At 45.2% G+C, this 22,953-nt stretch carries 26 protein-coding genes; 20 read left to right on the top strand and 6 right to left on the bottom strand.

Annotated features, from left to right (window positions below):
* Window positions 1-280 precede the first annotated feature (280 nt).
* From psb34 to DXZ20_RS29085, 4 genes are all read left to right on the top strand, one after another.
* Entirely contained in the window at window positions 281-451 is a 171-nt protein-coding gene (gene psb34, locus DXZ20_RS29100) for a photosystem II assembly protein Psb34 (RefSeq protein WP_163661311.1), read from the top strand.
* 53 nt (window positions 452-504) lie between these two features.
* On the top strand, window positions 505-735 hold the full coding sequence (locus DXZ20_RS29095) for a photosystem II protein, Psb35-related (RefSeq protein WP_163661309.1): 231 nt from the start codon (window positions 505-507) through the stop codon (window positions 733-735).
* A 331-nt stretch (window positions 736-1,066) separates the two neighbouring features.
* On the top strand, window positions 1,067-1,495 hold the full coding sequence (locus DXZ20_RS29090) for a hypothetical protein (protein WP_163702551.1): 429 nt from the start codon (window positions 1,067-1,069) through the stop codon (window positions 1,493-1,495).
* A 30-nt stretch (window positions 1,496-1,525) separates the two neighbouring features.
* Window positions 1,526-1,870: a hypothetical protein gene (locus DXZ20_RS29085; protein WP_250565965.1), complete on the top strand. Its 345-nt coding sequence runs from the start codon at window positions 1,526-1,528 to the stop codon at window positions 1,868-1,870.
* Between the two features lie 7 nt (window positions 1,871-1,877).
* Here DXZ20_RS29085 and DXZ20_RS29080 read toward each other — a convergent pair whose 3' ends face one another.
* Entirely contained in the window at window positions 1,878-3,986 is a 2,109-nt protein-coding gene (locus DXZ20_RS29080) for an NACHT domain-containing protein (RefSeq protein WP_163702550.1), read from the bottom strand.
* Between the two features lie 496 nt (window positions 3,987-4,482).
* Between DXZ20_RS29080 and DXZ20_RS29075 the strand changes: the two genes are divergently transcribed.
* Together DXZ20_RS29075 and DXZ20_RS29070 are read left to right on the top strand one after the other, a co-directional pair.
* The gene (locus DXZ20_RS29075; protein WP_163661303.1) at window positions 4,483-5,025 is read left to right on the top strand and encodes a CAP domain-containing protein; all 543 of its coding nucleotides are present in this window, start codon (window positions 4,483-4,485) and stop codon (window positions 5,023-5,025) included.
* A gap of 123 nt (window positions 5,026-5,148) precedes the next feature.
* Window positions 5,149-5,361 (top strand): hypothetical protein, encoded by a 213-nt coding sequence (locus DXZ20_RS29070; RefSeq protein WP_163702549.1) that lies wholly within the window; start codon window positions 5,149-5,151, stop codon window positions 5,359-5,361.
* Between the two features lie 910 nt (window positions 5,362-6,271).
* Here DXZ20_RS29070 and DXZ20_RS29065 read toward each other — a convergent pair.
* Window positions 6,272-6,832, bottom strand: coding sequence for a C39 family peptidase (locus tag DXZ20_RS29065; protein ID WP_163661299.1), 561 nt, complete (start codon window positions 6,830-6,832; stop codon window positions 6,272-6,274).
* A 240-nt stretch (window positions 6,833-7,072) separates the two neighbouring features.
* On the opposite strand from DXZ20_RS29065, the gene DXZ20_RS29060 reads away from it, so the two are divergent.
* The 11 genes from DXZ20_RS29060 (at window position 7,073) to DXZ20_RS29010 (ending at window position 18,589) form a co-directional block, all read left to right on the top strand.
* Window positions 7,073-7,828, top strand: coding sequence for an RNA polymerase sigma factor (locus DXZ20_RS29060; protein WP_163702548.1), 756 nt, complete (start codon window positions 7,073-7,075; stop codon window positions 7,826-7,828).
* Window positions 7,825-8,250 carry a tetratricopeptide repeat protein gene (locus DXZ20_RS29055; RefSeq protein ID WP_163702547.1) on the top strand — a complete coding sequence of 142 codons (426 nt, stop codon included), beginning with the start codon at window positions 7,825-7,827 and terminating at the stop codon, window positions 8,248-8,250. The genes DXZ20_RS29060 and DXZ20_RS29055 overlap by 4 nt, the downstream gene beginning before the upstream one ends.
* Before the next feature lie 77 nt (window positions 8,251-8,327).
* A complete protein-coding gene (locus tag DXZ20_RS29050; protein WP_163661292.1) occupies window positions 8,328-9,113 on the top strand; it encodes a hypothetical protein in 786 nt (261 codons plus the stop codon).
* 296 nt (window positions 9,114-9,409) lie between these two features.
* A complete protein-coding gene (locus DXZ20_RS29045) occupies window positions 9,410-10,687 on the top strand; it encodes a ligand-gated ion channel (RefSeq protein WP_250564740.1) in 1,278 nt (425 codons plus the stop codon).
* 383 nt (window positions 10,688-11,070) lie between these two features.
* Entirely contained in the window at window positions 11,071-13,041 is a 1,971-nt protein-coding gene (locus DXZ20_RS29040; RefSeq protein WP_163702546.1) for a hypothetical protein, read from the top strand.
* Window positions 13,042-13,138: 97 nt separating this feature from the next.
* Window positions 13,139-13,825, top strand: a complete 687-nt coding sequence (locus DXZ20_RS29035) for a hypothetical protein (RefSeq protein ID WP_163702545.1) — start codon at window positions 13,139-13,141, stop codon at window positions 13,823-13,825.
* 54 nt (window positions 13,826-13,879) lie between these two features.
* Complete coding sequence (locus tag DXZ20_RS29030; protein WP_163661285.1) at window positions 13,880-14,872, top strand: hypothetical protein; 993 nt, start codon at window positions 13,880-13,882, stop codon at window positions 14,870-14,872.
* A gap of 274 nt (window positions 14,873-15,146) precedes the next feature.
* A complete protein-coding gene (locus DXZ20_RS29025) occupies window positions 15,147-17,255 on the top strand; it encodes a PatA/PatG family cyanobactin maturation protease (RefSeq protein ID WP_163702544.1) in 2,109 nt (702 codons plus the stop codon).
* Between the two features lie 156 nt (window positions 17,256-17,411).
* A complete protein-coding gene (locus tag DXZ20_RS29020; protein ID WP_163661281.1) occupies window positions 17,412-17,573 on the top strand; it encodes a hypothetical protein in 162 nt (53 codons plus the stop codon).
* Between the two features lie 199 nt (window positions 17,574-17,772).
* Complete coding sequence (locus DXZ20_RS29015) at window positions 17,773-18,090, top strand: hypothetical protein (RefSeq protein ID WP_163661279.1); 318 nt, start codon at window positions 17,773-17,775, stop codon at window positions 18,088-18,090.
* Between the two features lie 145 nt (window positions 18,091-18,235).
* A complete protein-coding gene (locus tag DXZ20_RS29010) occupies window positions 18,236-18,589 on the top strand; it encodes a hypothetical protein (protein ID WP_163702543.1) in 354 nt (117 codons plus the stop codon).
* Window positions 18,590-18,843: 254 nt separating this feature from the next.
* Here DXZ20_RS29010 and DXZ20_RS29005 read toward each other — a convergent pair whose 3' ends face one another.
* Window positions 18,844-19,098, bottom strand: a complete 255-nt coding sequence (locus DXZ20_RS29005) for a hypothetical protein (protein WP_163702542.1) — start codon at window positions 19,096-19,098, stop codon at window positions 18,844-18,846.
* Window positions 19,099-19,277: 179 nt separating this feature from the next.
* Here DXZ20_RS29005 and DXZ20_RS29000 point away from each other — a divergent pair, with 179 nt between their 5' ends.
* The gene (locus DXZ20_RS29000; protein ID WP_163696638.1) at window positions 19,278-19,439 is read left to right on the top strand and encodes a hypothetical protein; all 162 of its coding nucleotides are present in this window, start codon (window positions 19,278-19,280) and stop codon (window positions 19,437-19,439) included.
* A 258-nt stretch (window positions 19,440-19,697) separates the two neighbouring features.
* Here the strand turns inward: DXZ20_RS29000 and DXZ20_RS28995 are convergent, their stop codons facing one another.
* The gene (locus tag DXZ20_RS28995; RefSeq protein WP_163661273.1) at window positions 19,698-19,853 is read right to left on the bottom strand and encodes a hypothetical protein; all 156 of its coding nucleotides are present in this window, start codon (window positions 19,851-19,853) and stop codon (window positions 19,698-19,700) included.
* Window positions 19,854-20,093: 240 nt separating this feature from the next.
* On the opposite strand from DXZ20_RS28995, the gene DXZ20_RS28990 reads away from it, so the two are divergent.
* Window positions 20,094-20,696 (top strand): fasciclin domain-containing protein, encoded by a 603-nt coding sequence (locus DXZ20_RS28990; protein ID WP_250564739.1) that lies wholly within the window; start codon window positions 20,094-20,096, stop codon window positions 20,694-20,696.
* A 292-nt stretch (window positions 20,697-20,988) separates the two neighbouring features.
* Here the strand turns inward: DXZ20_RS28990 and DXZ20_RS28985 are convergent, their stop codons facing one another.
* Window positions 20,989-21,501: a hypothetical protein gene (locus DXZ20_RS28985; protein ID WP_163702541.1), complete on the bottom strand. Its 513-nt coding sequence runs from the start codon at window positions 21,499-21,501 to the stop codon at window positions 20,989-20,991.
* Between the two features lie 282 nt (window positions 21,502-21,783).
* Between DXZ20_RS28985 and DXZ20_RS38790 the strand changes: the two genes are divergently transcribed.
* On the top strand, window positions 21,784-21,900 hold the full coding sequence (locus DXZ20_RS38790; RefSeq protein WP_163703651.1) for a pentapeptide repeat-containing protein: 117 nt from the start codon (window positions 21,784-21,786) through the stop codon (window positions 21,898-21,900).
* A 22-nt stretch (window positions 21,901-21,922) separates the two neighbouring features.
* Here DXZ20_RS38790 and DXZ20_RS28975 read toward each other — a convergent pair whose 3' ends face one another.
* Window positions 21,923-22,819, bottom strand: coding sequence for an alpha/beta fold hydrolase (locus tag DXZ20_RS28975; RefSeq protein WP_163702540.1), 897 nt, complete (start codon window positions 22,817-22,819; stop codon window positions 21,923-21,925).
* Between the last annotated feature and the right edge of the window lie 134 nt (window positions 22,820-22,953).

Here is a 22,953-nt window from a genome sequence, read left to right as displayed (position 1 = left end):
ATCAGTTGATACAAACGGTAACGTTGTTATTTGTCTCTGTTATCCTTGCCGATCAGTGAGATAACTCTATGGGATTCTGTGGTTGATGCCACTACGAGCGGCAAGGCTATCCGTTTAGAATCAGGCACTTCAATCGTAGGGTAAGCACCGATGCGCCGACCCATAGCTTTGGCTTATAGATAGCATAGATCTTTTTCTGTCAAGTTTATTTGCAATTCGTTATATTTTTCGTTACATTGGTTTACATAAGAACGCACACATAAGAAAAAGGCTTCAGAACATGTACACCACTACTAACGAAACCGGGCAGCTCAATAACTACGCCACAGAGCCCGAAATGTATTTCGCTTCCTACCCTGCACCTGAGCAACAGCGTCGTTATTTGTTCCAGGGTGGTCTGGCTACGCTCCTCATCAGCGCACTGATGCTGACTGCACTTTCCGTTAGCTAGTTCATCAACGTCTATTCACGTCACACCACACTTCAACACAAGGAAACGCAACTATGTTTGGTATCTTATTAGCCGTCATTATTGTGGGTTGGTTGGCAGCCTCCATCATTGGTACCCAAGCCTACTTCTTCGGAGAGCAATCCAAGCCCATCCATGAACGCAACTGGAACTCCGATGGTTTTGAGGAGATTGCCAAGTTAGTCACCGGTCGTGAGACTGATTTCAACGAGCGTGTATATCCCTTTGGCGGTGACGCTTACACCAGCAACGTAGCCAACAACTAACTACATTCGTTTCACCTAACATCTACAACCTATTTCATCGGTCCCTAGCGGTTCTCTCTCCGACCCTGGGGATCTTCTTTTTTGCAAGACCATAATCGAGCTAACTGAGACGCTGGGGTCCCCATAGAGCGAGTGCAACTGCTAACATCGGTTACTCCGTAGGATGTTGTATTGAGCGTTGATTTATTACGAGAGTCGTTATTCAACCCCTGCGTAAGGAGTAGTGACCTAGTATAGGAGCGTCATCGTAGGTGTTGCTATTGAGCTGGCTTCCAATCAAGCCGAGGACAGACGCACAATTCCCGCGCTTGCAAACCACCGGAGTCAGCTAATGAGTGAATCTAGTATCGCCACCCGTGCCACCATCCAAATCGGGACCCAAGTCGGGACTCTAATCGTAGACGGTTTTATGTTGCCAGATGGCAGCTATTGCATGTCCCTGAACCAATCGTCGGGAGCCGTTGGTTTTGGGCCACAAAACGCCTCAGACTTTTTATCCTTAAAGGCCGTTAAATCGTTGTTAGGTCAAAGGTATGCGGATAATAATTCTCAGATAGAACTGGCCCCCAGTTGTCACACCCGTGGCCGCATTCAGCTTCGTGCCATGTCGTTAGATGCCGTGGCCGCCTACTGGCAATGGCAGGCTTCTAGAGGTAACCGCGATGCCCTAGCCCTCTGCATGGCGTTGAAAAGTGCAACTTTGAGCTGCCGGTTTGATACGGCTTTTGGGGTTGAGCATTCTGAGCTTAACTACAACTAGAGGAGTACAGGGCGCATTTTAGAGAACCCTATGCTGAGGCAGCTGCGGAATTCCAGGCGAATGGGGTTGCAGCTGAGTAAGTCGCGATTGGCGGCGTTGCAACCGTTGGCAGGGTGTAATCCGATGCTGGCGCGGAAGGTGGTACGCAATGAGCGGCTGGGGCTAAATCGGTCAGTAAGGCCGCAGCATATGCAATATGTGGTGGTGATGCCGATTGTGGTGGCCTGTTTGATGGCGTTTGGCATCGTACGGTTTATTGGGATGGGTACGCGTAATAAAAGTCTATATATATTTGGTGGTACGGCCCTGGTGGCTGGGATGACGATGAAGTCGTTAGGGCAGGTGCGTGGTGCGCGGAAGCGGTTGGGGCAGTGAAGTCCGTTTAAACTGTCAGCAGACGCTCTTCGAGGGTTTCCCAGGCTTTGCGTGAGATGCTAATGGATGATTGCTTACAGCTGAGTAGGAGTTCGTTGGCATACAGGTAATCGTCCAAGCGCTTCCAGTCATCTGTTGATAACGAGACATCCTCAGCTGTCAATCCTAATGCCTTGAGAAAAGTTGATTCAAGTTTATCGGCATGGTGGGGCCATTCGTCAGATGATTTTGACAGTTGATACATGTTTTCTCTTAGGATTAATAACTGGTTGGGTAACTCTTGGAATTCTGATGTATTAAAGAGTTTGTCGTCATTCAAGTAAATAGCGCTAACGCTGGCGCTAAGGCTGTTTATAGCATTAGCGCTGTCTCTGTCGATAGCACTATCAACAGCTCTCTTGATAGCGCTAGCGATAGCGATGGTCCTGCCTATGACTCTGTCGCTGGCGATGATTCTGGCTCTTTTGATAATTCTTACGATAGCTCTGCTTGGGGTTCTTATGCTAGCTATGGTGCTAGCGGTGGCGATAGCGGTGGCAATCTTTGCGAATTTCTTATACTCAGAAGGAGGACCTTGTGTAGCTTGCTCTGCCCACTGGACTAAAGACCGTATTTTAGGCTGAGCATTAATATCTGTTTTGGTTTGTTGATATATGGTGTGTAGCAGCTCATGCCCTCGTCGTCCCATCAGTCCAACAACTAGCAAAAAGACTTCTCTCCAGCGTTGATCGCTTAGATGCTGACTGACTAATTCTGATGTTAGTTGATGATTAAAAATGTAGAGTGCTGTGAGATATTCTTGTAATGTAAGATGGGAAAATGAATAAGTGTCGGTAGCTCGCTCTACAATAATTCCTTGCTGTACTTCAATGGCTTGCAAAACTGCTGCTCCGTTTAAATGTGCTGGAGCATCAAGGGTGTCTGCTAAGAATGTGCTGATCCGGTTGGTAATATCCGACTTTGAAAAGAACAAACGGTCTTCTGTAATGCTGTTGTAGGCGATATCACTCAGAAGTTCTTTTTCTAACTCTGGATGGAAATCTTCGTAGATAGGAGATTGCTCCAACCTTTTTTGGGCAGACCACTCACTCAGTAAAATACTTAATGCCCTTCCATAGAGAGTGCTGCGCCGGTTGGGTAGTGTTTGTTCTCGTTCATAAACTAGGCACAGGAATGTTAGCAGTAGAGGTGTGTGGGCGAGTTCTTTAACTGCGTTGTTGTTAGACTGCTGTAGCAGTTTCCAGTATTTGTTGGCTGTATCAGTTTGTTGGTCTAGCTCAGAGTTAAACCAGCGTTGAGTGAATTGTTCAATTTGTTCGTCATCAAAGTCGGCAATGGTGACATCGGTAAACTGTTGGAAGCTACTACGATAGGCTGCGGTACGGCAGGAGGCAATAAAGGTATTTTTATCATGTTGGATCGCAAAGGATTCAATGTTATCAATAATCTGATTTACATTTTCAGTGGGGACTTCATCTAGTCCATCGAGTAGAATCAACAGCTTTCCTTGATCGAGGGATAGTTTTGTAAAATCCCTAGCATTAGGGAAACCGCAGATTTTGAATTCTTTAGCGATAACGGCTGCTAGGTCAATTGTTTTGCGTCTAAAGGTTTTTAGTTCTATAAAGACTGGAATCTGTTCTCTTTGAAGTTGCCCTTGTTGTCCTTTGAGAGCTTCTAAGCCGAGTTTTCTCAAAAATGTACTTTTGCCAACACCTGGGCCGCCTAGCACCATCAGATATTGTTTTTCTTTGGCAATGGTGATGCCATCATGCCGTTTTTCAGTAGTCTGAAAGTTTCGCTTACCCTGGTCTCGGTAGAGCTGTTCTAAATCGTCTGGGCTGGCAAATTGACAAATGCTATCTTCGTCGAGAAATTTAACTGCGGTGTAAATTGAGGCTAGGGGTACAGGCTCTTTCATCAGTCCAGGCATGACTTTGACCTGTCCGTGGCGATTTTCGTACTTTAGGTGATAATTCTGTGAAGCTTTTAGGACTTGCTCTATGTCCCTGACGTCTTGACGCGCTTCGTGGATCTGCCCGACTAAATGAACGCCGGCTTTCCAGAGTTGCTCGAAAAGTGGAACAGCAATACCTCCGATGGCACTTTCTATCATGTCTGACCTTATCAAGTGGGCTCAAACTATAAGATAACGGGAAGTTATCCTCACGCTGTGATCTCAACTTCCTGACTCCTCGGCACCGTCCAACCGTTACCGTTAGCGCCAGCCGTCCTGGGTAGCTAGCTGCCAGACATCGACACTGATATAACCGGCGTGTGGGCCGATGACCGGACCAGGTATGTCTGAGTCACCTTCCTGAAGCAATGCACAATCCATTTAGAACTGTGTTGAGCATCTACGTTCCGATTTTGGGTGGTCTAATCTGAGATTGGCATAGTGCTTTGACCTTACCCTGTAGTTGAATAAACAATTAAAGTCCTTATTCTATAAAGCTATCGAAGCTCCAAGAACCGATGGCTAACTTGTAATTGAGTGTGACAGTTCAAGAACCCAGTTAAAGAGACAATTTGCCGTAGTGCTGAACACTAAAATTTTCCCAAAGTGCGTTGATATATTGCGTGCTTGTTATGAATCTTTGAGGTAAGACAAGATGCTCCAGCCTGCAATGGTCGCATTGTTAACAATAGGATTACTCCTATCTGCCTCAGTAAAGGCTCAATCAGTGGAACCTGTCGTGGGTGGCGAAGTACCTCAAACCACTGCTCCTTCCAAGGATAGCGTCTCACGTCTTAATGAGAAACAATCTAAATTACTGAGACTGATGAATGACGCTCGGCGTGAACGAGGTCTCGCACCGTTGGCGTTTTCGAGTTCTCTGCAAAGGGCTGCGCAGGCGCATGTTGACGATATCGTGGCGCATAATAATCGACCTACGCATACTGGCTCGGATGGTTCGTCGATGAGCGAACGTGTGCAACGAGAAAATTATTCTTATAGATACCTTGGTGAGAATGTAGCGGCAGGCTATTCCTCAGCAGAAGATACGTTTGAGCAGTGGATGAATAGTCGTGGTCACCGAGAGAATATTTTGAACCCTAACTTTTCTGAAGCGGGGGTCGGCTATTACATCAATGCTCCTGGAACGACATATGGTCATTATTGGGTTTTGGTTTTTGGACAACCAGCTCGCTAAATCTGATTGGTTGGTTTGTACGAGCACTATTGGCTATGTACTTTTGGGTAGGCCAACGACGCTATTTAAAGTCGTTGACATGGCTGTTGGGCATTCTTCGGACGATGCTTATGCTCATAGTTTGTGCGAGCTTTAATCCCGTATGTGATCGCAACGATCTCTGTAGCTGGCGTAGCCATCGCCCAACAGCCCAGCTTCACCACTCCCACCTCTTCCCCAGAACAACCCACCATCCAATCTAACGAAGCCCCCGCTGCCTCACCATTAACGTTTCCGTCACCATCACCGACGACCTCAAAGTCACCGTCGGCGATCGCATCTCCGTTGGCCAGCTGATCGCCGACCGCCCACGAGATCGCACTCGCCTAGAAGCCCAGGCCCGACAACTAGACCTCACGCTGCAACGCCTGGAGCATTCCACCATCACGCCACCGCTACCACCGGCTACACTGTCGGCTTGTTCATCAAGGAAAGCGAGGGTTTCCACCAGGGAGTTGACGCCTTTAACGGGGATAAGAACGTGATTGGATGCGCCAGCGGCAGTAAGGCTGATTTGCGATCGCGCTGCTTTAACGCATTCATTCGGACCTACCTATGGAGACAATGTATCCCATGAAGCTCATCGTGACGGCTGGCAAACTTCATATGGATATGTGTTTGCAGATATGCACATGATTCGTGAAAATCTCTGCTAAATGCCTCTCTAAAGACCGCGCTTTAAATGCTGTAAACCTTCCAAATAAAGCATTTCAAGTATTTAAAAAGTATTCCTTAAAACCGATTATTTACCTCTAGAATAAAATACAAAACGTAATGCAAAAAGGCTTGACAAGTGAAAAAAAAAAAACGTTATGCTCGTAGTGCAGAACATGTCGTGTGCAATCAAACTCAAATCTACCAATATTGCAGAGGGCTTCTTGAGATGGCTATTTCTCAAAATATAATTAGCTTTTGGTGCCAACGACCAAGAAAGAGGTGTCGAGTGAGTAACGGCCAAGGTTGATTGAATGCATACGTTATTCTGGATCAGCCTTTTTTCATTGAAGGATAGAGAGGCTGTGGACAATGGGTAGTCAAAAATTAGCAGGCGGTTTTTGATGACCTCTAAAGACGGGGTGAGAAAGATAATCCTGGAAATAGGTTACTTCCTTGATGGATGCAGCACCGTTACATATGAAATCGGGAAACGTTGTTACTCTTGAGTGCAAATGGATGTCGCATTATTGACCTCTTTTATCTCAAGGAACTACTGGTTACGCCAAATTCGGTGTAACCAAATATGTTTAGGATTGTTCACTGATTCGGGAGAGCAAACTCTTGCGATTAGGTCAGTGGAGTAGTGTAATCTTTTTCCTGAAACACATGTGTCATAACCTTTGGCAAAGTATTCGCCGTAGGGATCATTGACGATAAATCCCGTTTTATCAAATCCTCGAATGACAATGATATGCCCTGACCGCGTGAAATAACCATGAACGATACAAGGTTTTCCAGCGCTAATGGCCATACGAATATCATCTAATGTTCCGTGTTCCGTGAAATCGTCGTGACAGTCTGGAAACAGTTCAACTAATTTTTTGAGATCCTGAGCACTATGGCGATCCAGACCTTTATATTCACAGGCTTGGTAAAGCTGATCTTCTAATTGGGGTTGGCTGCCATTCCCTCGGATACCCAAAGACCAGAGACACATGGCAATGCTGGTTACATTACAGCTGCCATGGGGGTTGAATTGGTTATCTATTTGAGAAAAGTAGGTGACATCTAAGTCAATATTGCCAGGCTTATCTACAATGCGTTGAAGCATAGCTCCCTCTTAATCTAAGGATGAGCAATTTCTGCCATGAATGTATGGCAGGACATAGTGATTGCTTTCTAAAAGACATTCCTTACGCGTTTTTTTGGACTTTTTCGATTTATGGCCACATTTTGATTGGCCTGTAACAGAGCTGTGACTGCCAAGAGAATGTCCAACCATCTTTGCCGAGACATTGTCTCTTGGCAAAGGCATAATTTGCTGTCAAATCTTCCCGGTCAATACACTCAAATGTCTAAACTGGCACTGCCTCCAACCTCTAATCTATCTGAACAACAACTCCTCACAAGCATTCAAGCAGGAAATCTGGCCGCATTTTGGGATCTATGGCTTATATACCAATCTTATTTGTCATCCCGTTGTCTCCATTGGACAGGGGGGAACTATAGCGATGCCGAAGATATCCTCAGCCTGGCTATGTATCGTGCCTGGGAGCAAATTCCTCGCTATGCAGCTTGTTTAGAAAACCCTAAGGCCTGGTTGACCAAGCTAACCCATAACCTTTGCGTTAATCAGCAAGTAAAACGACAGTGCCAGGCTATTCCCTTAGGGAATATAGAAAACTCTGCATCGGATATTAATGCTTTGCCTGTGGTTAGCAGTCTAGAGTCACCTGAAGGTGTCCTACTCCGACGTGAGATTTGCAACTATCTGCTCAAGCTGATTAAAGGTCTGACGCCTCAACTGCGTGCACCCCTCTTACTGCATTACTATCAAGGCCTTAGCTGTACTGCCATTGCCCAACAGCAGCAGATATCTCTGGCCACTGTTTATAAACGGTTACAAATTGCCCGAGATACCCTTCGGCCCCAGGTACAGCAATATTTAGCCGGACACAGTTGCCTGACTACAGTCCCTGTCGCCACCAATACTGATCCTGATTGGCGTTCTCTCATTCCCCAATCTATTCCATCCTCCCACGAAACAATTGACCATACCATTCTTGCCACATGTCTGATTTCCCAGTGCCCTGGATCGTACAAGTGAAACGCGCTGATGGTGTTTTACTTACTGTCAGGTTGTTGCTTCCTAAAAAACCTATCCGACAGGCTCAGAAACTAAAGACCCTCACCCAATATGTTCAGCGCCATCCATCTGGTTGGAAAAAACGCTTAGCCCTGGCCGAACTCCGCTATGAAATGGGCCATTGGGAAGAGGCCATTTTAGATTTCCGCTGGGTGCTAGCCCGACAACCCAATCTACCTCAGGGGCTATCGGTGCGCCTCAAGCTCGCCAAAATGCTGGAAATATTAGAACGACCAGCAGAGGCGATGCCTGTCTATCAGGCTGCCCTTAATCGAATTACATACGAACCAAGCCGACAATACTTGCAACAGGCCATGGAGTCTTGTCAGAAAAACGTCGATGTGGCTGCAAACGATAACAACCCCCACAGGGAGGAGATATAGCAATGCCCATGAGACGACGAGACGATATTGACGATCAGAGTCGCAATTTAAGCCCTAATCTGGATGAATCTTCTAAAGTGAATCAACAGATGGAAGAGAGGGAAGAGTTTTATGAAATTCTAAAGTATGTGATCATACCTGGCTCAATTGGTGGAGTTGGTGGTGTTTTGCTGGAATTGAGAGGAATTTATCTAGCAGATTCAGAACTCACTGAAGTCCAGGTGGAGTCAACAAAGAATCATTGGTTACCGGTCCTTTTCGATAAACCAGGAGTTTTCAGCGTCGATTTTTTGCTTTATTTGCTGGTTAGCTTGATTTTAGGAGCTATTTCAGGGTTTATTTTCACTTTTTACACCATTGGTACGCCTAGTGGTAAAAATCGCTGGCGCGTCGTTTCCAGTGCCATGCTATTCAGTCTATTCTTTCCTACCATTCCTAAATTTATCCATCAATCCTTTTCGAGTCAGGCTGAACGCACTTATCAAGAGGAACTAGTGAGACTAAGAGAAAAAAAAGAGGACATAACAGAAGAAATAAATGAATCTATCGATGACTTGGCTGCAATGGATAGTGCCATCAATGATCGCGCTATAACTAGGGAGCTTATAGAAACTTATAAACGGTTGATCCAGATCAATGATGAGAGCCCAGCAGCGAGGATGGAATCCATCCGTGATTTAGGAGATCTGGCGATCAACAATAGTACTCGCCAACCCGAAAGTGTGGAGCAGGTGCAGAAAATTTTAGAAGACATTAGTCAAGAAGATCCTGATCTAGAGATCAGGGAAGAAGCCATGCTGCAACTTGAGCGCATTGATGAGACACAACATGCATTTCCACTGCCACCTCTACCGCCTTTTTAAGTCTTAAATACACGATATATCGACTTCGTCACGAGGGCATAGCCATCAGCCTCCACTGAGGCCTATCCTAATTGACCTCTTAAGACATTGGAGAGAGATGAGCGTTGCTCTTTTTAATTGGCGTAAAGACAGCTCAAGTATATCAAAAAAATCAGGTATCTAAGCCTGATTTTGTCCTAAGGGAGGGGGGAAATGCTGGACTCAATAGCCTATTTAAGGGGCCTCATTGGAGTCTTATCAGGGGAATTAACCCCTGGAGCACCCAATCGAAGTTTACAATTAAAGGATAGTTTTCCATGACTCAACATCCGTATGATATAAATTTAGCCGAAGCCAACCACCTAAACAAGAAGAAATGGTGGAGGATATCTAATGCGGTTTCAGGTATGTTTTTAGGGCTTATTGGCCTTATGTGGTTTTATACCACAAAGCGCTATGAACCCAATACTCAACAATTAACAAACAAAGCAGAAGTTGACAAATTTTTATCAGAAAATTTTTCTGATTTGCCCAATAGAAGAATACCAACTGGGGTCTTTATTCAGTCGCTTAAATTTAATAGTTCTAGTGAGGTAAACTTTTCTGGATACATTTGGCAAACCTATGATCGCTCAGAATTTGAAGGCACTCCTACTCAGAATATCCGTGTCGGCTTTGTATTGCCTGAAACTGTGGAAAGTGGCAATAATATTGAACCAAAACTATCTTATATACGAGATAAGGGCAGCCAGGTCGTGCTTGGTTGGTATTTTGAAGCTACCCTAAAACAAAAGTTTAAATATACTAAATACCCTTTTGATCATAAAACAGTATGGATTCGCATCTGGAGTAATGACTTTGAGCAAGAAACTGTCCTTATACCTGATCTTTCCTCCTATGCTGCTACTGGCATAGATGATGATTTTGGTTATGACGAAGATATTGTTTTAGGGCAATGGAAATTATTAGAAACATTCTTTGATTATCAAACAAAAAGCTATAACTCTAACTTTGGATTGAGTGATTCAATTATTACAGGCTCTCATCCGGAACTCTATTTTAATATTGTCATAAAACGCCGATTCTTGAATTCTTTTGTGATTTATATTTTGCCCTTAAGCCTGATTGCTTGTCTGACATTTTCAATGTTGCTAATGGTTTCTAAAAATCCAGAACGCTCATCCTTATTTGGGGTGAATCCGAGTGGGGTTATTGGCGTATGTTCCAGCCTATTTTTTGTGGTGTTACTTTCCCAAGTACAAATCCGTGAACAGTTTTCAGGTGCGAATATCGTTTATATCGAATATTTTTATCCACTGATGTACGGGGCGTTATTAGCAGTGTCGGCCAATGCCTATCTTATCTCTTTGCCTAACACTGAGAAGAATCCTATTTTAAGCTGGATTGAGTCAGGGGATAATATTCATCCTAAGCTAATGTATTGGCCTCTCCTGTTGGGGAGTGCTACATTAATTACGGCACTTATTTTGTTGCCAAGTGAGCCTGACAGCTCTGTGGATGATCAGCTTGTTGTTTACGACACGGTGTTGTCTAACGATCAACGTTTGCAAGCTACTCAGCGACAAGATAGTTAAAAGGCATATGGGGCAGCATGTCGGTCTATGAGATGTCGACGTAATCTTTGGTGCAACCGTTTGGGAGTTGATCAGCGTAGTTTTCAAAATCTTTGATCAGAGCAATACCTTTTGGAGATGAGATACTTCCCGGTGAAGTGTTGGTTGAGATTATGGTGGGGCTGGACATAGATTACTGGATGTTGAGGGCATGACCTGGCTGTTTTGTCGATAGAGGAGTAAATCTAACTTGATAAAATCAACAATCAACTGATGATTTCCAACTCTAGAAAATCAGAAATTAAGTACTGAGATTGTCTTAAGCATGAGCTAATAGGGGTGAAAATTTCCTCAAAGCTCATCATACACAGTCAAACAGTTTATTAACACCATCAATAAAGACCATGGAACATTACGCTTGGATAATTATCGGCAATGGCAGTACTGCACTCAATTTTTTGTATGCTGCCTATAAAGGAGATAAAAAATTGCTTGTAAAACCTGGAAAAGATGATAAGAAGAAGATTCTCATCTTGGGAGAGGATGACCTATGGACTCGCTTTTCAGACAATATTGATCCTCAGATAGACTTTATGATGGGCCAATCTCTTAGTCTGAACTATACGCTCAATTGGTGGGATTCGTGGATGTGCAAAGGAATGTTATTGAACATGAAAACTGCGCAGTTAACTAAAGGATCAGACGACTACCTTTCAGTGGCTCAATACGCTGCTATGCAGAAACATCTACATGTAGAGGTAATCAAAGAGTTAAAAGAATTAGGATATGAGGTATGCCATCGAAAGGCGATTGTAGGAAAAATCATCATAGATGAGTCAGCATACAAGATTAAGGTTGAGAATGGCTGTATCAAGGCAGATAAAGTCCTTGTAGCTACTGGAATTCCTGCAGATAAGAAGCAAAAAACTATTTGGGCAGATGACGCCGAAAGTAAAATGGCCTCTTTTAGAGGTTCAAAATATAATATATTCTGGAAAGCGGACGATTACCTTCTATCAAATAAGTCGATTTTTACAAAAGCTCCCTATAAACACATCTCTCTCCATAAGACTCAGCACAAGGACGAGAACAATAAAGAATTTAAAGTATTAGTCTATGGCGGCACACCAACTGGGGCGTGGGCAGTGCAAAGAGCGTATGAGCAAGGAGCAACGGAAGTAATCTGGGTCAGTAAATATTCAACACTAGAGAAACCGAACGCATGGGGAAGAAATGTTCATACAATTCTACAAAGCGGTTACTATGAACAACTTCTGATTGGAGAAGTCAAAAAAGTAACTAGTAATACCATAAACAAAGATATCTTTGTTAAGGTAGAAATCGAAAAAAAAGAGTCAGAGGGCAAAAAGCAAGAAAAAGATAAGGACTTTTTCGAGAAACTGCTTAGTGGCCAAGGACAAAAAGATCTCAATGATCTTCTCAAAAAAATAAAAATTATTGAAAAGACTGAATGTAAAAAAGTCAATTTATTTATAGATGCAAGTCTAAGGAGTGGGACGCCTAAAATTGTTGTCAATGACATAGAACTGAAAAATTTTAACGATGGCAAGAGAAATTTAAGAGAAAAAAGTGATTCAGTGGTGGTGGGACTCGTTAATAAAAAAGGAAAAGAGTCCTTGTACATCATTGGACCAGCAGCTTATCGGTGGTTAGCAGAAAAATCAGAAGTAAAAAAATACGAAAAGATAGCTACCTTATACCCAGAGACGACGCATACACATGATGGAATAGTTGTAACTAAAGCTGCAATCAAAGCCATTACAGGCTATAAAGAATTTCCACAGGAGATAAAAGCCTCAGAAGTCAGAAGTATAGCTCAGGAACAATGGAAAGAGAAAATTAAGTCCATTATCGAAAATGTAATTAAGGCAATAGACAAAACAGAGTTAGAGGGCAGCAATGACTGGTACAAATCGATTAATTGGCAAAACCTAATAGTAAAACCGAAGAACTTGGAGAACCTAATACCAAAAAACAATAAACAGGAAAAACTTAAAGAATACTATAAATGGTTGCAAAATGATGTAATCCTCGATCAGTTGCTGTGCTTCAACTGGAATACGACAGACATCATTGAGACACAAGAGCACTTGAAAGGACTGTTTAATTCGTCAAAATTTAAAAATAACAATGATAAGAATATTAGGAAGATAGCGGAAGAATATATATTTGAATACACCTTTGGTTCAGGTAATGGTAAAGAAGGCCGACAAAGTAGTGTAAGCGGATGGTCGATTGTCGAATTTGTAGGATTACCAGACGGGTGGCCGGATATTATGGATCCCCGAAAAGCTACTAGCAATGTACCGAAAGAACTCCCTTTACTTTATCAAATGTGGGAGAAAGTGATGTAGCCGTCCTCCAGTGCACCTTGTCCATAATCTACGCGGCTTTAGCCCACCTCTTCTACACCAAGCATCTCTCCTAACCCTAAAACCAAGATCACAGCCCATGATCTCTGTCCATCAAGCCATTCACATTGCAGGCACCAATACCTACAAATTCGGCCCACCCAAAGGCCTGACCCTACCCATCAGCAATGCGCCTGCTGATACCGACTGGCAGCGCTGGGCTATGCTCCACGATGGTGTTGACTACCGTCTTTACACCTTCAAAGACAATAGCCCTGACACCCTCTACCAATTTGGTTGGACTGGTCAAGCCTTGCAATATGGTCATAAGTCAGTCCCTCAACTGACGATCCAGGATATTCCCCAAGACGCTGACACCAGAAGTTTTTCCGTCACCTATGGTGAAGACAATTATCGCCTTTACCTGCGTCAGTTTGGTCACCCCACCCAGCTATACCAATTTGAATGGAACGTGGCTGCCATGGCTTATATGCCCTGTTCTGGCAAAAGATTTCAACTCCAAATCCCTGGATTCCCTCCTGATACCGATTGGCATCGTTGGTCCATCCTCAATAGTGGCGGCACTACCTATCATCTCTATGCAGCTAAACTCGGCAGCAACCATGAGATTTACGAAGGTAGCTGGCATAGCCCCGAAGACGACTATGGTGACAGCGATACCTACAATATTTTCACCCTAGAAGGGATGCCTCCAGATAGCAACCTGGCAAGCCTGGAGGTGCTCCACGACGGCATTGACTACCGACTGTATCTGCAGACGCTCTAGCAAGTTCATAGAGTATAAAGCTCTTTTCTGATAAATTACTTTAGGAGAAATACCATGTCTCAAGTCCAATTTATTTCGTACTGTGTCAACCTTGATCATCAATTTAAGAAATACCCAGCCTTGGATAACTATTTAGATGACATCAATGGAAGACTGACGCATTTAGATAGAGTAATCGCCCAAATTAAATCTGATCCAAAAGTAAAAGATAAGAATACAACAAAAATTTTGATGATTCCAGAGTTCTTCTGGCGAGGACAAAAGGGATACTACCCAATAGATAAAATCACTCTAAAAGTAGGGAATACTAACCAAACATACCCGGAATATCTGGTTAAAATGCTGCAATCGAGCATGTTAAATAACCATTTAGAGAATTGGGTGGTTATCTTTGGGACTGCAGTTTATGGGTGGAAAGCCGAAAAGAATACCACCTATGTTTATAATTGTTCCTTAATTCAGGAAGGAAGCTTTGATGATCCATCAAAGGCTTATAAGTCAGCACATTTAGTTCAGAAAGAATTTAAATCAGACATAGATTTTGTGGAGTGGAAAAAGAATCCTTACGAACATCTACAGGCAATGAAATCTAGCAGTTTAGAGTCGGAGCTAAATAGTAAGGGATACGATGGTAACTCTATTTTTCAGCTTCATAGTATTCCCATTAAAGTTGGAGTTGAAATTTGCTTAGATCATCTTGCAGAACGACTCAAAAAAGCTGTAAAAAATAGTAATCATGGTATTAAAGTTCAGTTGATTCCCTCTGCTGGCATGACAATTAAAAAAAATAGCATTGTTGTCGAAGATGGTGGCTATGTCTTTAACTGTGATGGACTTAATCCTTATATATGGGATCCTGGCAAGAATGATAAGGTTGATTCTGGTTTTCCAGGATTCCACAGTCAACTAATTAAGAAAGTCAAATCTGCTTATCAAAATATTATTCCAGAGAAGACAATAAAAATCGACTTCTCAAAAGGAATTGAGGAGAAGCTGTTTGGTGGAAAGTCCGGTCAGATTTTTATATATCCAGAACAGTCTATTTAATCTGCATTCTTCACGTATCCTCAACTCAAAAAAATCAGAAATCTCTCCAAAGATTGTCTTAAAGATGAGGCGGGATACAAAGTGAAACCCCTCTGTATTCCAAGCAACAGATCCTCTTACGGTCAATGCGGTTCAGTTTAATAGTTTACACACGCTTAGTCTCACGTGTTTACAACTCTCCTTAAATTCCTGTTGATTCGTCACCTGGTGAACCGAGCCGTATTGATCTTTTCTTCTTTTTTATCGTTTCAGCCCATTCGCAACAGATTTTCCTATGGTGCTGCCCACTGCTCAAGTTTCCTCGACCACACCCCTTACTAACACCTTGAATCTACCCGGTCTCGCTTCCCTCTGGAACCAAACCCTTGGTGATCCCAGTATTTGTATTGCCGTTCTTGATGGCCCTGTAGACCAGACACATCCATGCTTTGAGGGCGCGAACCTTACCCGACTTCCCACCCTGGTCACCGAATCTGCCAGCAGTGGTGCCATGTCCGGTCACGGCACCCACATTACCAGTATTCTTTTTGGACAGCACAACAGTCCTATTCAAGGCATTGCCCCCAACTGCCGGGGCCTAATACTACCCATATTCTCTGATAACCGCCAGCGTCGGCTCTCTCAAATGGACCTTGCTAGGGCTATTAACCAGGCCGTTGAGCACGGAGCCCACATCATCAACATCAGCGGTGGCGAACTCGCTAACTCCGGAGGAGCAGACCCTATTTTGGCAAATGCCATTCGCAACTGTAACGACAACGGTGTTCTTATTGTCGCTGCCGCTGGCAACAACGGTTGTGACTGTTTGCATGTACCTGCTGCGTTGCCAGCAGTGCTTGCTGTCGGTGCCATGGATCCCCAAGGATTACCTCTTGATTCTAGTAACTGGGGAAAAGCCTATCAAACCCAAGGCATTCTGGCCCCTGGCCAAGACATCGTTGGTGCCATGCCAGGGGCCAGGGTTGCATCCCTGAGCGGCACCAGTTTTGCTGCCCCCATCGTAGCGGGCATTGTGGCCCTTCTCCTTAGCCTGCAAAGGCAACAGGGTGAGGACGGCAATGCCCATGCTGTGAGGGCTGCCCTGCTCAAGAGTGCACGGCCATGTCACCCCGAGACGGGCGCAGATTGTCGTCGCTATCTAGCAGGAATTCTCAATGTTCCAGGCGCTTATGCCTTAATTTCTAACGGAGTAGAAACTATGTCAGATACCCCAGCCCAAGCTTTAGACCAAACCAATGGAGAATCTATTCTGCCCAGTGTTGTTCCCTCCAATGATAGTGCGCCTACGGATGCGGTTTCATCACCTAGCATTCGACCATCAGCCTCAGTAGAGTCCGATGCTCAACTGGTGCCTTCTGTGGCCACTATGCCTGCAGAATCGTCCCCTAGTGTTGCTATTCCCCTGACTGGGATGGCTCCCAATGCCCTGCCAGCCCAGGTAATGCCATCGGGGTGTGACTGTCCTACCAGTGTTTCTTCTTCCTCCGTTCTGCCCAGTAATACTGTGTTGTCTAAGGTTTATGCCCTTGGAGAGCTTGGCTATGACTTTGGTACAGAGGCCCGTCGAGATACCTTTAAGCAGTTAATGCCAAGTTTTAGAGCTGAAGACAGCGAGACTGAGGTACCGCCCAACCCCTATGATGCTAGACAGATGGTCTCCTACCTATCGACTGAGGGTAACTTGTCCGAAGCACGATCTCTGATTTGGACCCTCAATTTGGAGCTGACTCCTATCTATGCCATCGAGCCCATCGGTGAATTTGCCCGAGATATCTATGAACTTCTCATTGGTTTCTTGGCGGGTCAGGTGCTTGATGGTGATTCTAGTGGATTTATTCAGCGAATTTCGATCCCTGGCAACCTGAGTGGTCGTTCTGTACGGCTCTTTTCTGGGCAGGTAGTGCCTGTGATTGAGATGAAGAACGTTCGAGGCATGTACGGTTGGCGCATTAACCAACTGATTCAAGCTGCCATTGATCAAGCATTGGGTACGGCAGATGAAGATGATGAGGTAGACGAAGAGAAACTAAGAGAATCTTTGAAATTCTTCCTTAACCGGATTTACTATGATTTCCGTAACTTGGGTGACACATCCCAAGATCGTGCGCTCAATTTTGCTGCTACGAACGCATTTCAAGCGACTCAGATATTTGTAGATGCCCTGAAAGCTGAAGAAGGGGGCGGCTCTTATCAACTTTCTAACATTTCTGTTGAACGCAGTCCCTTTTGCCGGATGGATTCTGACTGTTGGGATGTGAAGATGGTGTTCTTTAACCCGATCAATGACCGGGCAGCTAGAAAAGTCTTCCGGTTCACCATAGACGTGAGTGATGTTATTCCTGTCACCATGGGTGAAGTCAGAACATGGAAAGAAGCGTCATAAAATCTTAGCGTTTGACCTTAATACAGTACTTTTGCAAACTCATTCAATTCAGGAGGCATGGCAATGGTGGTTCCCATCCAGGCCGGACATGTACCCCGAAATTGATCAGGGTATAGGTTCGGTTACGTAACAAATCCACAATTAATGGAGACAATCATGAATACACAATCTAAATTCAACAAGCTTCCCAAGCAGGCTTCTCCTGTGATTCGTCATACCGTTTCTACGGCTGCTACTTCTGGTGGTGGTGTTGAAGCAAATGGGTTTTTCGATATCCTGAAAGGCGCAGCTGGTGGTGCTTTGAATGCTCTTGGCTAATTCTTTATCTGACTATAGTGTCAATACTTACTTTTTTGGCAGCTCTTTTTAGCAAACCATGGCCTGCAAGGTTTCTGGAAATAGCTAATCTTAAGATCGAGTTTTGGCTCTGTTATTAGGTAACTCGGTTGCCAGTAGTTATCTGCTGGCAACCCCACAAAAACTGTTAAACATCATCGTTAGATACCAAAGAACCGCAATGCAAATTCCTTCTCCTCCTCAAGTACAGCCTGTGCAAAGGCTTTCTTTTACTAAGCCGGGTAGGGTCATTAAGGCATATACATGTGTCAATCTCAAGCCTGAATACCCAGGTGAACCACCAACATCAAAGACTACAGGTGAATTTGCTGGATACGTAAAGGTGCAAATTCAGCTGCTCCATGGGGCTAATTATAACGATCCGGGCTGTTACGGTGGTGCCATCGGCAATCAGGGGTGTCATCTTTTCTCTAACCGCCAGATGGGCTCTAGTCCTACTGCAATGGCTTCATGCCTGGCCGCCGGAGGTCTCTTTTAAATAGAGATTTTAACCTGCCTATTGCATCCTAGCTATTTCATCGCGTTTTATCTAGATAAGAGAAATTAGTACCATGGCCACGCCTAACAATACGCCTAGTAAAAACAATCAAGGGGATAATGGCTCAGAGAAACTGGCAGTCCCTATGCAACAAGATACGCTCTCTACCGAAACGCCAGAAAATGTGAAACAAGCCATTGAGCAAGCGAGTGCTATTCCTCAGGGGCTACTTGAAAACCCAACTCAAGGGTCCAGCTCAGATCTGAATATTAAAGATCATGTGGAAGCGTCTAAAGATGCGGTTAGTGAGATCCAAAAGGAAATGCCAAGTGTTGAATTGAAGGGATCTTTTATTGATAACCTGAAAGAGCAGTCGACTAGTAGTTCATCTTCTTTAATGGCTACTGGAATTCAAGCTCAGTGGCAATCTCACAGGGAAGTTAAACAATGTTTTGATGAGGCTACATTCTCGGATTTAAGGGGATGTATTTGGCATTAAGTTGGCGTTTCTCGCTCTGGAATTGAAATGACCTGTTAAATTGCACGATGGTTTCCCTAGCATTGGTGGCCATGGTTATAAAAATCTAGAGTATTGCCTCTCCGACGGATCTGTAGAACCGTGGGTGAGGCTTTTGCTTGTTGGGTGGATACTCAAAAACGTCTGTATCGATACAGGCAGCGTTAACTATGTGGGCGTAACGGAGACTGGAGGCATACGCAATCAAGCCTTTGATCTAAAGCCAGGAGTACTAGTCATAGCTTTTCGACTTTCCAGGCGGTTTCAGTTCCATGGTTGCCTGCTTTGCTAAATCGGAATTCGTGGAATTCAAATGTGTCCTCTGAGGGGAGTGCCTCTAGGTCTAAAACATTGGCCAGCTGACTACTGCTGAGCCACCAGTTTTGGTCCGCTAGTTCTTTTAAGCCCCGTAGTTTACTGAGTAATTTCTCGAAGTCGAAGGCAGTGTTTTGAGCCGTCAGCGCCAGTTCTGATGATTGAACCTGTCTCATGTCCACTGGACTGTCGGCTCGACGTTTGGGCAGCTTGGAGCTGCAGGCAGAGATGGACACCTATGGTCAGCTGAAGCAGCGTCGGATGAGCGGAGGTCAATAATTGTGATTCAGTTTGCGAGTAAAACCGCAACAGGTCTTAAATTCAGTAACTCAGGCGGCTAGGAGTGAGTTAACCTATGGGTCGAGCATCCCCAATGATGATGAAACTGCCAGAGCTAAAACGACGTACCCGCCAAGTATGGGAAGCCCTCAAAACCTGGAAAGGGGGTGTTGTTTTGCAGCCTGGAAACTGCGATAGTGAGCAGTCTAAGCCGACGCAAAAATGGTTGCCTTGGTAGGTAAGTAATGGTTGCGATCGCAACGCATAAATACTGTTGGAATACAATGTAGTCTGCTGCTAAAATCAGTAAATTAGTACTAACTTAGCCCTGGCCAGCGCTGGGGCTTTTTGCTGGGCGGCTGCGCCCTAATGCGCATTGTGGTTGTAGCATGAGGCGTTGAGCCAGGTTGAACGCTCGTTACAAAGTTGTATGTGCATCGTCTGTAGACCTGCGCGTTGCCAATGGAATTACCACCACCACCATCGCCGCTCAAGGTTACCCGTCAAAGCAACGCGTCAAGTCAAGCTTGCAGCCTCCGTTATCCAGCCGCTGCAGTATGGCAATTTCAATCGCAGCCGTATTGACGACTTCTTGCTGCCCAGCATGCTCTAGAGCGCTGTCTGTAATTCTTCCCTGATAGGGCGACTTCATCCGATTCTGTCTAAGGCTACACTCCGATTTAGAGCATTTGCAGTTCATCAGCGGCAGCGGTGGAAAGCGTGGGACCAGATGGGACGCTCAAGATATCTGATATTTTTGTTAAAATTTATTACCTTAGGATAGGAGGAAGGCTCTACCAAGCAAAGTAGCTAAAGTTTAGAACTAGCCTTTTGGGCTGAAATGGGTTCAGCACTACCTAAAACTCTGTTATCTCTTTACAAAAGACACACTATGAAACTTTTTTCTCCTCCCTTTTTCATCAGACTGATGAGTCTGCTTGCTGCCCTGATGGTGGTTCCTGCCATAGCTAGCTGCCAAAGCCCATCGGAGCCAACGGCAGAAGTCACACCTGATGCTGAAGAACAGATTGCGGCTGATCCAGAGGTGGCTGCTGAGTCTTCTGGCGATACGATTGTTGATGTTGCGATTGCAAACGGTTCTTTTGACACACTGGTCGCAGCTGTGCAAGCTGCAGACCTAGTCGAGACTCTTAGCGGTGAAGGGCCATTTACCGTATTTGCCCCTACCGATGAAGCATTTGCGGCGCTTCCTGAGGGCACTTTAGATACATTGCTGCTGCCTGAAAACCAGGCAACCCTCGCTCAAATTTTGACCTATCACGTTCTTTCCGGAGAGGTACCTTCTGGTGAGGTCACTACTGGAGCAGTTGCAACCGTTGCCGATGAGGAACTGGAAATTGTTGCTGACGAAAGCGGCGTTACCGTAGGTGGGGCCACTGTTGTCACTCCTGACGTGGAAGCGAGTAACGGTATCATTCATGTGATTGATACGGTACTGTTGCCGCCATCGTTGGATCTTTCTGCTTTGGAATAGAATCGCTCTCTTCTGTCTGAGCGTTATGGCTGGGCGGGAGAGTCGTCCTTGTAAGACTTTTAAGTTAGTCAATGCATTTTCCTTAGGTTCTAATCGTATACCAGTGCAAGCCTCTGCCAATCGGCAGAGGCTTGGCGTGTGTGTGGAGTCTGAGTAGAAAAGGGTGCCCTGAGAATGAAGCTTTCACAGATTAACGGAGTCTGCACCGGGCACCCAAAACTGTCAGCCAGAGTACCGAAACCTTTCGGCCCCGGGTACCCAAGCTTGGGTACCGCAACAGCTCAGCAATCTGTTAGCGGATTGACTTCGTACGAGCATCTAGCGCATCTAGGCGTGCTTCCTGGATGTTGTCGATAGCTTTAGTACGAGCATCCAAGGCGTCTAGCCGAGCGGCTTGAATATCCTCAATGGCTTTAGTCTGGTTATTGAGGTGCTCCAGACGTAGCTTGTGAACGCTGTTCTTGGTGCGAGCATCCAGAGCATCCAGGCGAGTCTCTTGGATGTTTTCAACGGCTTTGCTACGAGCGTCTAGGGCGTCTAAGCGGGCTTCCTGAATGTTATCGATAGCTTTAGTGCGGGCGTCTAGGGCGTCTAGTCGAGTGGCTTGGATATCTTCGATGGCCTTGGTTTGATTGTTGAGGTGCTCAAGACGTAGTTTATGGACGGAATTCTTAGTGCGAGCGTCGAGTGCTTCGAGGCGAGCAGACTGAATATTGAAGCTAGCGGGCTCAGCGGCGGATGCGACGGGTGCAATGGCAGCGGATGCAACGAGAACAGTTAAGGCGGAAAGAAGTGTACGTTTCATGGTTAAAGCTCCTTTGTGTATCAGTGAAGTGTTTGATTCGCTTCATTGATTACAAGAATGCCGGGGCTACCTGAACGCTATGTGACGGGTAACTGAGTGTGGCTTAAAGGGTTTCTGAGATTGGCTGAGGAATGTTGGTGATGGGGGTCACAAGGGGTGGTTGTGGGGTTGCGTTGGCGGAGCCGCTACAGCGGAGTCTTGCCCCTGCCCAGCGTCGATTCCATATAAGAAACCCCCATGGACACTCAGGCTCATGGATGTTTTGGTTGATCTGTTTATACAATCATCAAGTTTCCTTGGAACGTCAGTCTGGTAGACGCCAATTTAGGGGGCGTAACCCTGGATAACGCCAATCTCCAGGAGGCTAATTTGAGTAGTGCGGACCCCGCTTGCGTGTAACCGTAGTTACCTATCCTACGGATTATCGCTTTTGCATAACGATATTGAACATCCAATCCCTGATTAAGGGATTTACTAACTCAGGGCGATCATCATGGGGGCAATGGCCTGCTTCTAAAAAATGTTCCTCAATGTCGCTGTAATATTTTCTAAATAACTCACTGCGCTGCTCACAGTTCATCCAAGGATCCTTTGTGCCCCACAACAACAACAAAGGCCGCTCTAATTTCGACAACAATACATCCACTCGCTCACCCCTCGGAGCTTTAAATAACGCTGCAAACGCTGCCGGTGCATCCCGTTCTGTTGCCGGACGATAAATATTCTCAATCAGTTCTTCAGTCACCGCATCCTGGTTCACATACACCTGCTTGAGCGTCTTGCGAATGTAGGACTTGTTGCGAACAAATTGAAAAACAAACCAGCTGGGAATCGGACTGAGAATAATATTTTTGATTAGCTCACCAATCGCCTGCTTAAATGGGCTGGGTTCCTGTGTTGGCATCTGCTCCTTAAACGAACCCACGCCATTGAGTAATACGGCACCTTTTACCCACTGGGGCCGAGTCGCTGCCGTAAATAAGCAGCTATAACCACCGATGGAGTTACCTGCAATCACTGCTGGGCGACCGATAATTTGCTCGATAAAGTCGCTGAGCTGATCGCGCCATAGGTCTGAACTATAGCCGCTTGATGGTTTAGACGAGTGTCCAAAGCCAATCAGGTCGATGGCCCACACCTCAAAGTCCTGCTGTAGCTCGGCAATGTTTTTGGTCCAGTGGTCGGTAGATGCACCAAACCCGTGTACCAGCAGCAGCGGTGGTCGATCGGTGCGCGGTTCCCCTGCGCGGACGTAGTAGACGGTAAAGTCGCGCCAGGTCCAGGTATTGCCGATAGCGGGTGCAGCTGCGATGGTCATAGGTAGATATAGAAGGTGAAATGTTTTCCCTGGGGTAGGGCAGGCACAAGGCACTGCCTCTACAGGAAAGGTGTTTGTTAAGTAATATTTCGTTACTTGTTTAAGTCTATCGTGGGTTACACATCCTTGCTGCG

Source organism: Adonisia turfae CCMR0081, assembly GCF_011009555.1.
Lineage (GTDB): Bacteria > Cyanobacteriota > Cyanobacteriia > Phormidesmidales > Phormidesmidaceae > Leptothoe > Leptothoe turfae.
This window is presented reverse-complemented; position numbering and strand designations above follow the sequence as displayed.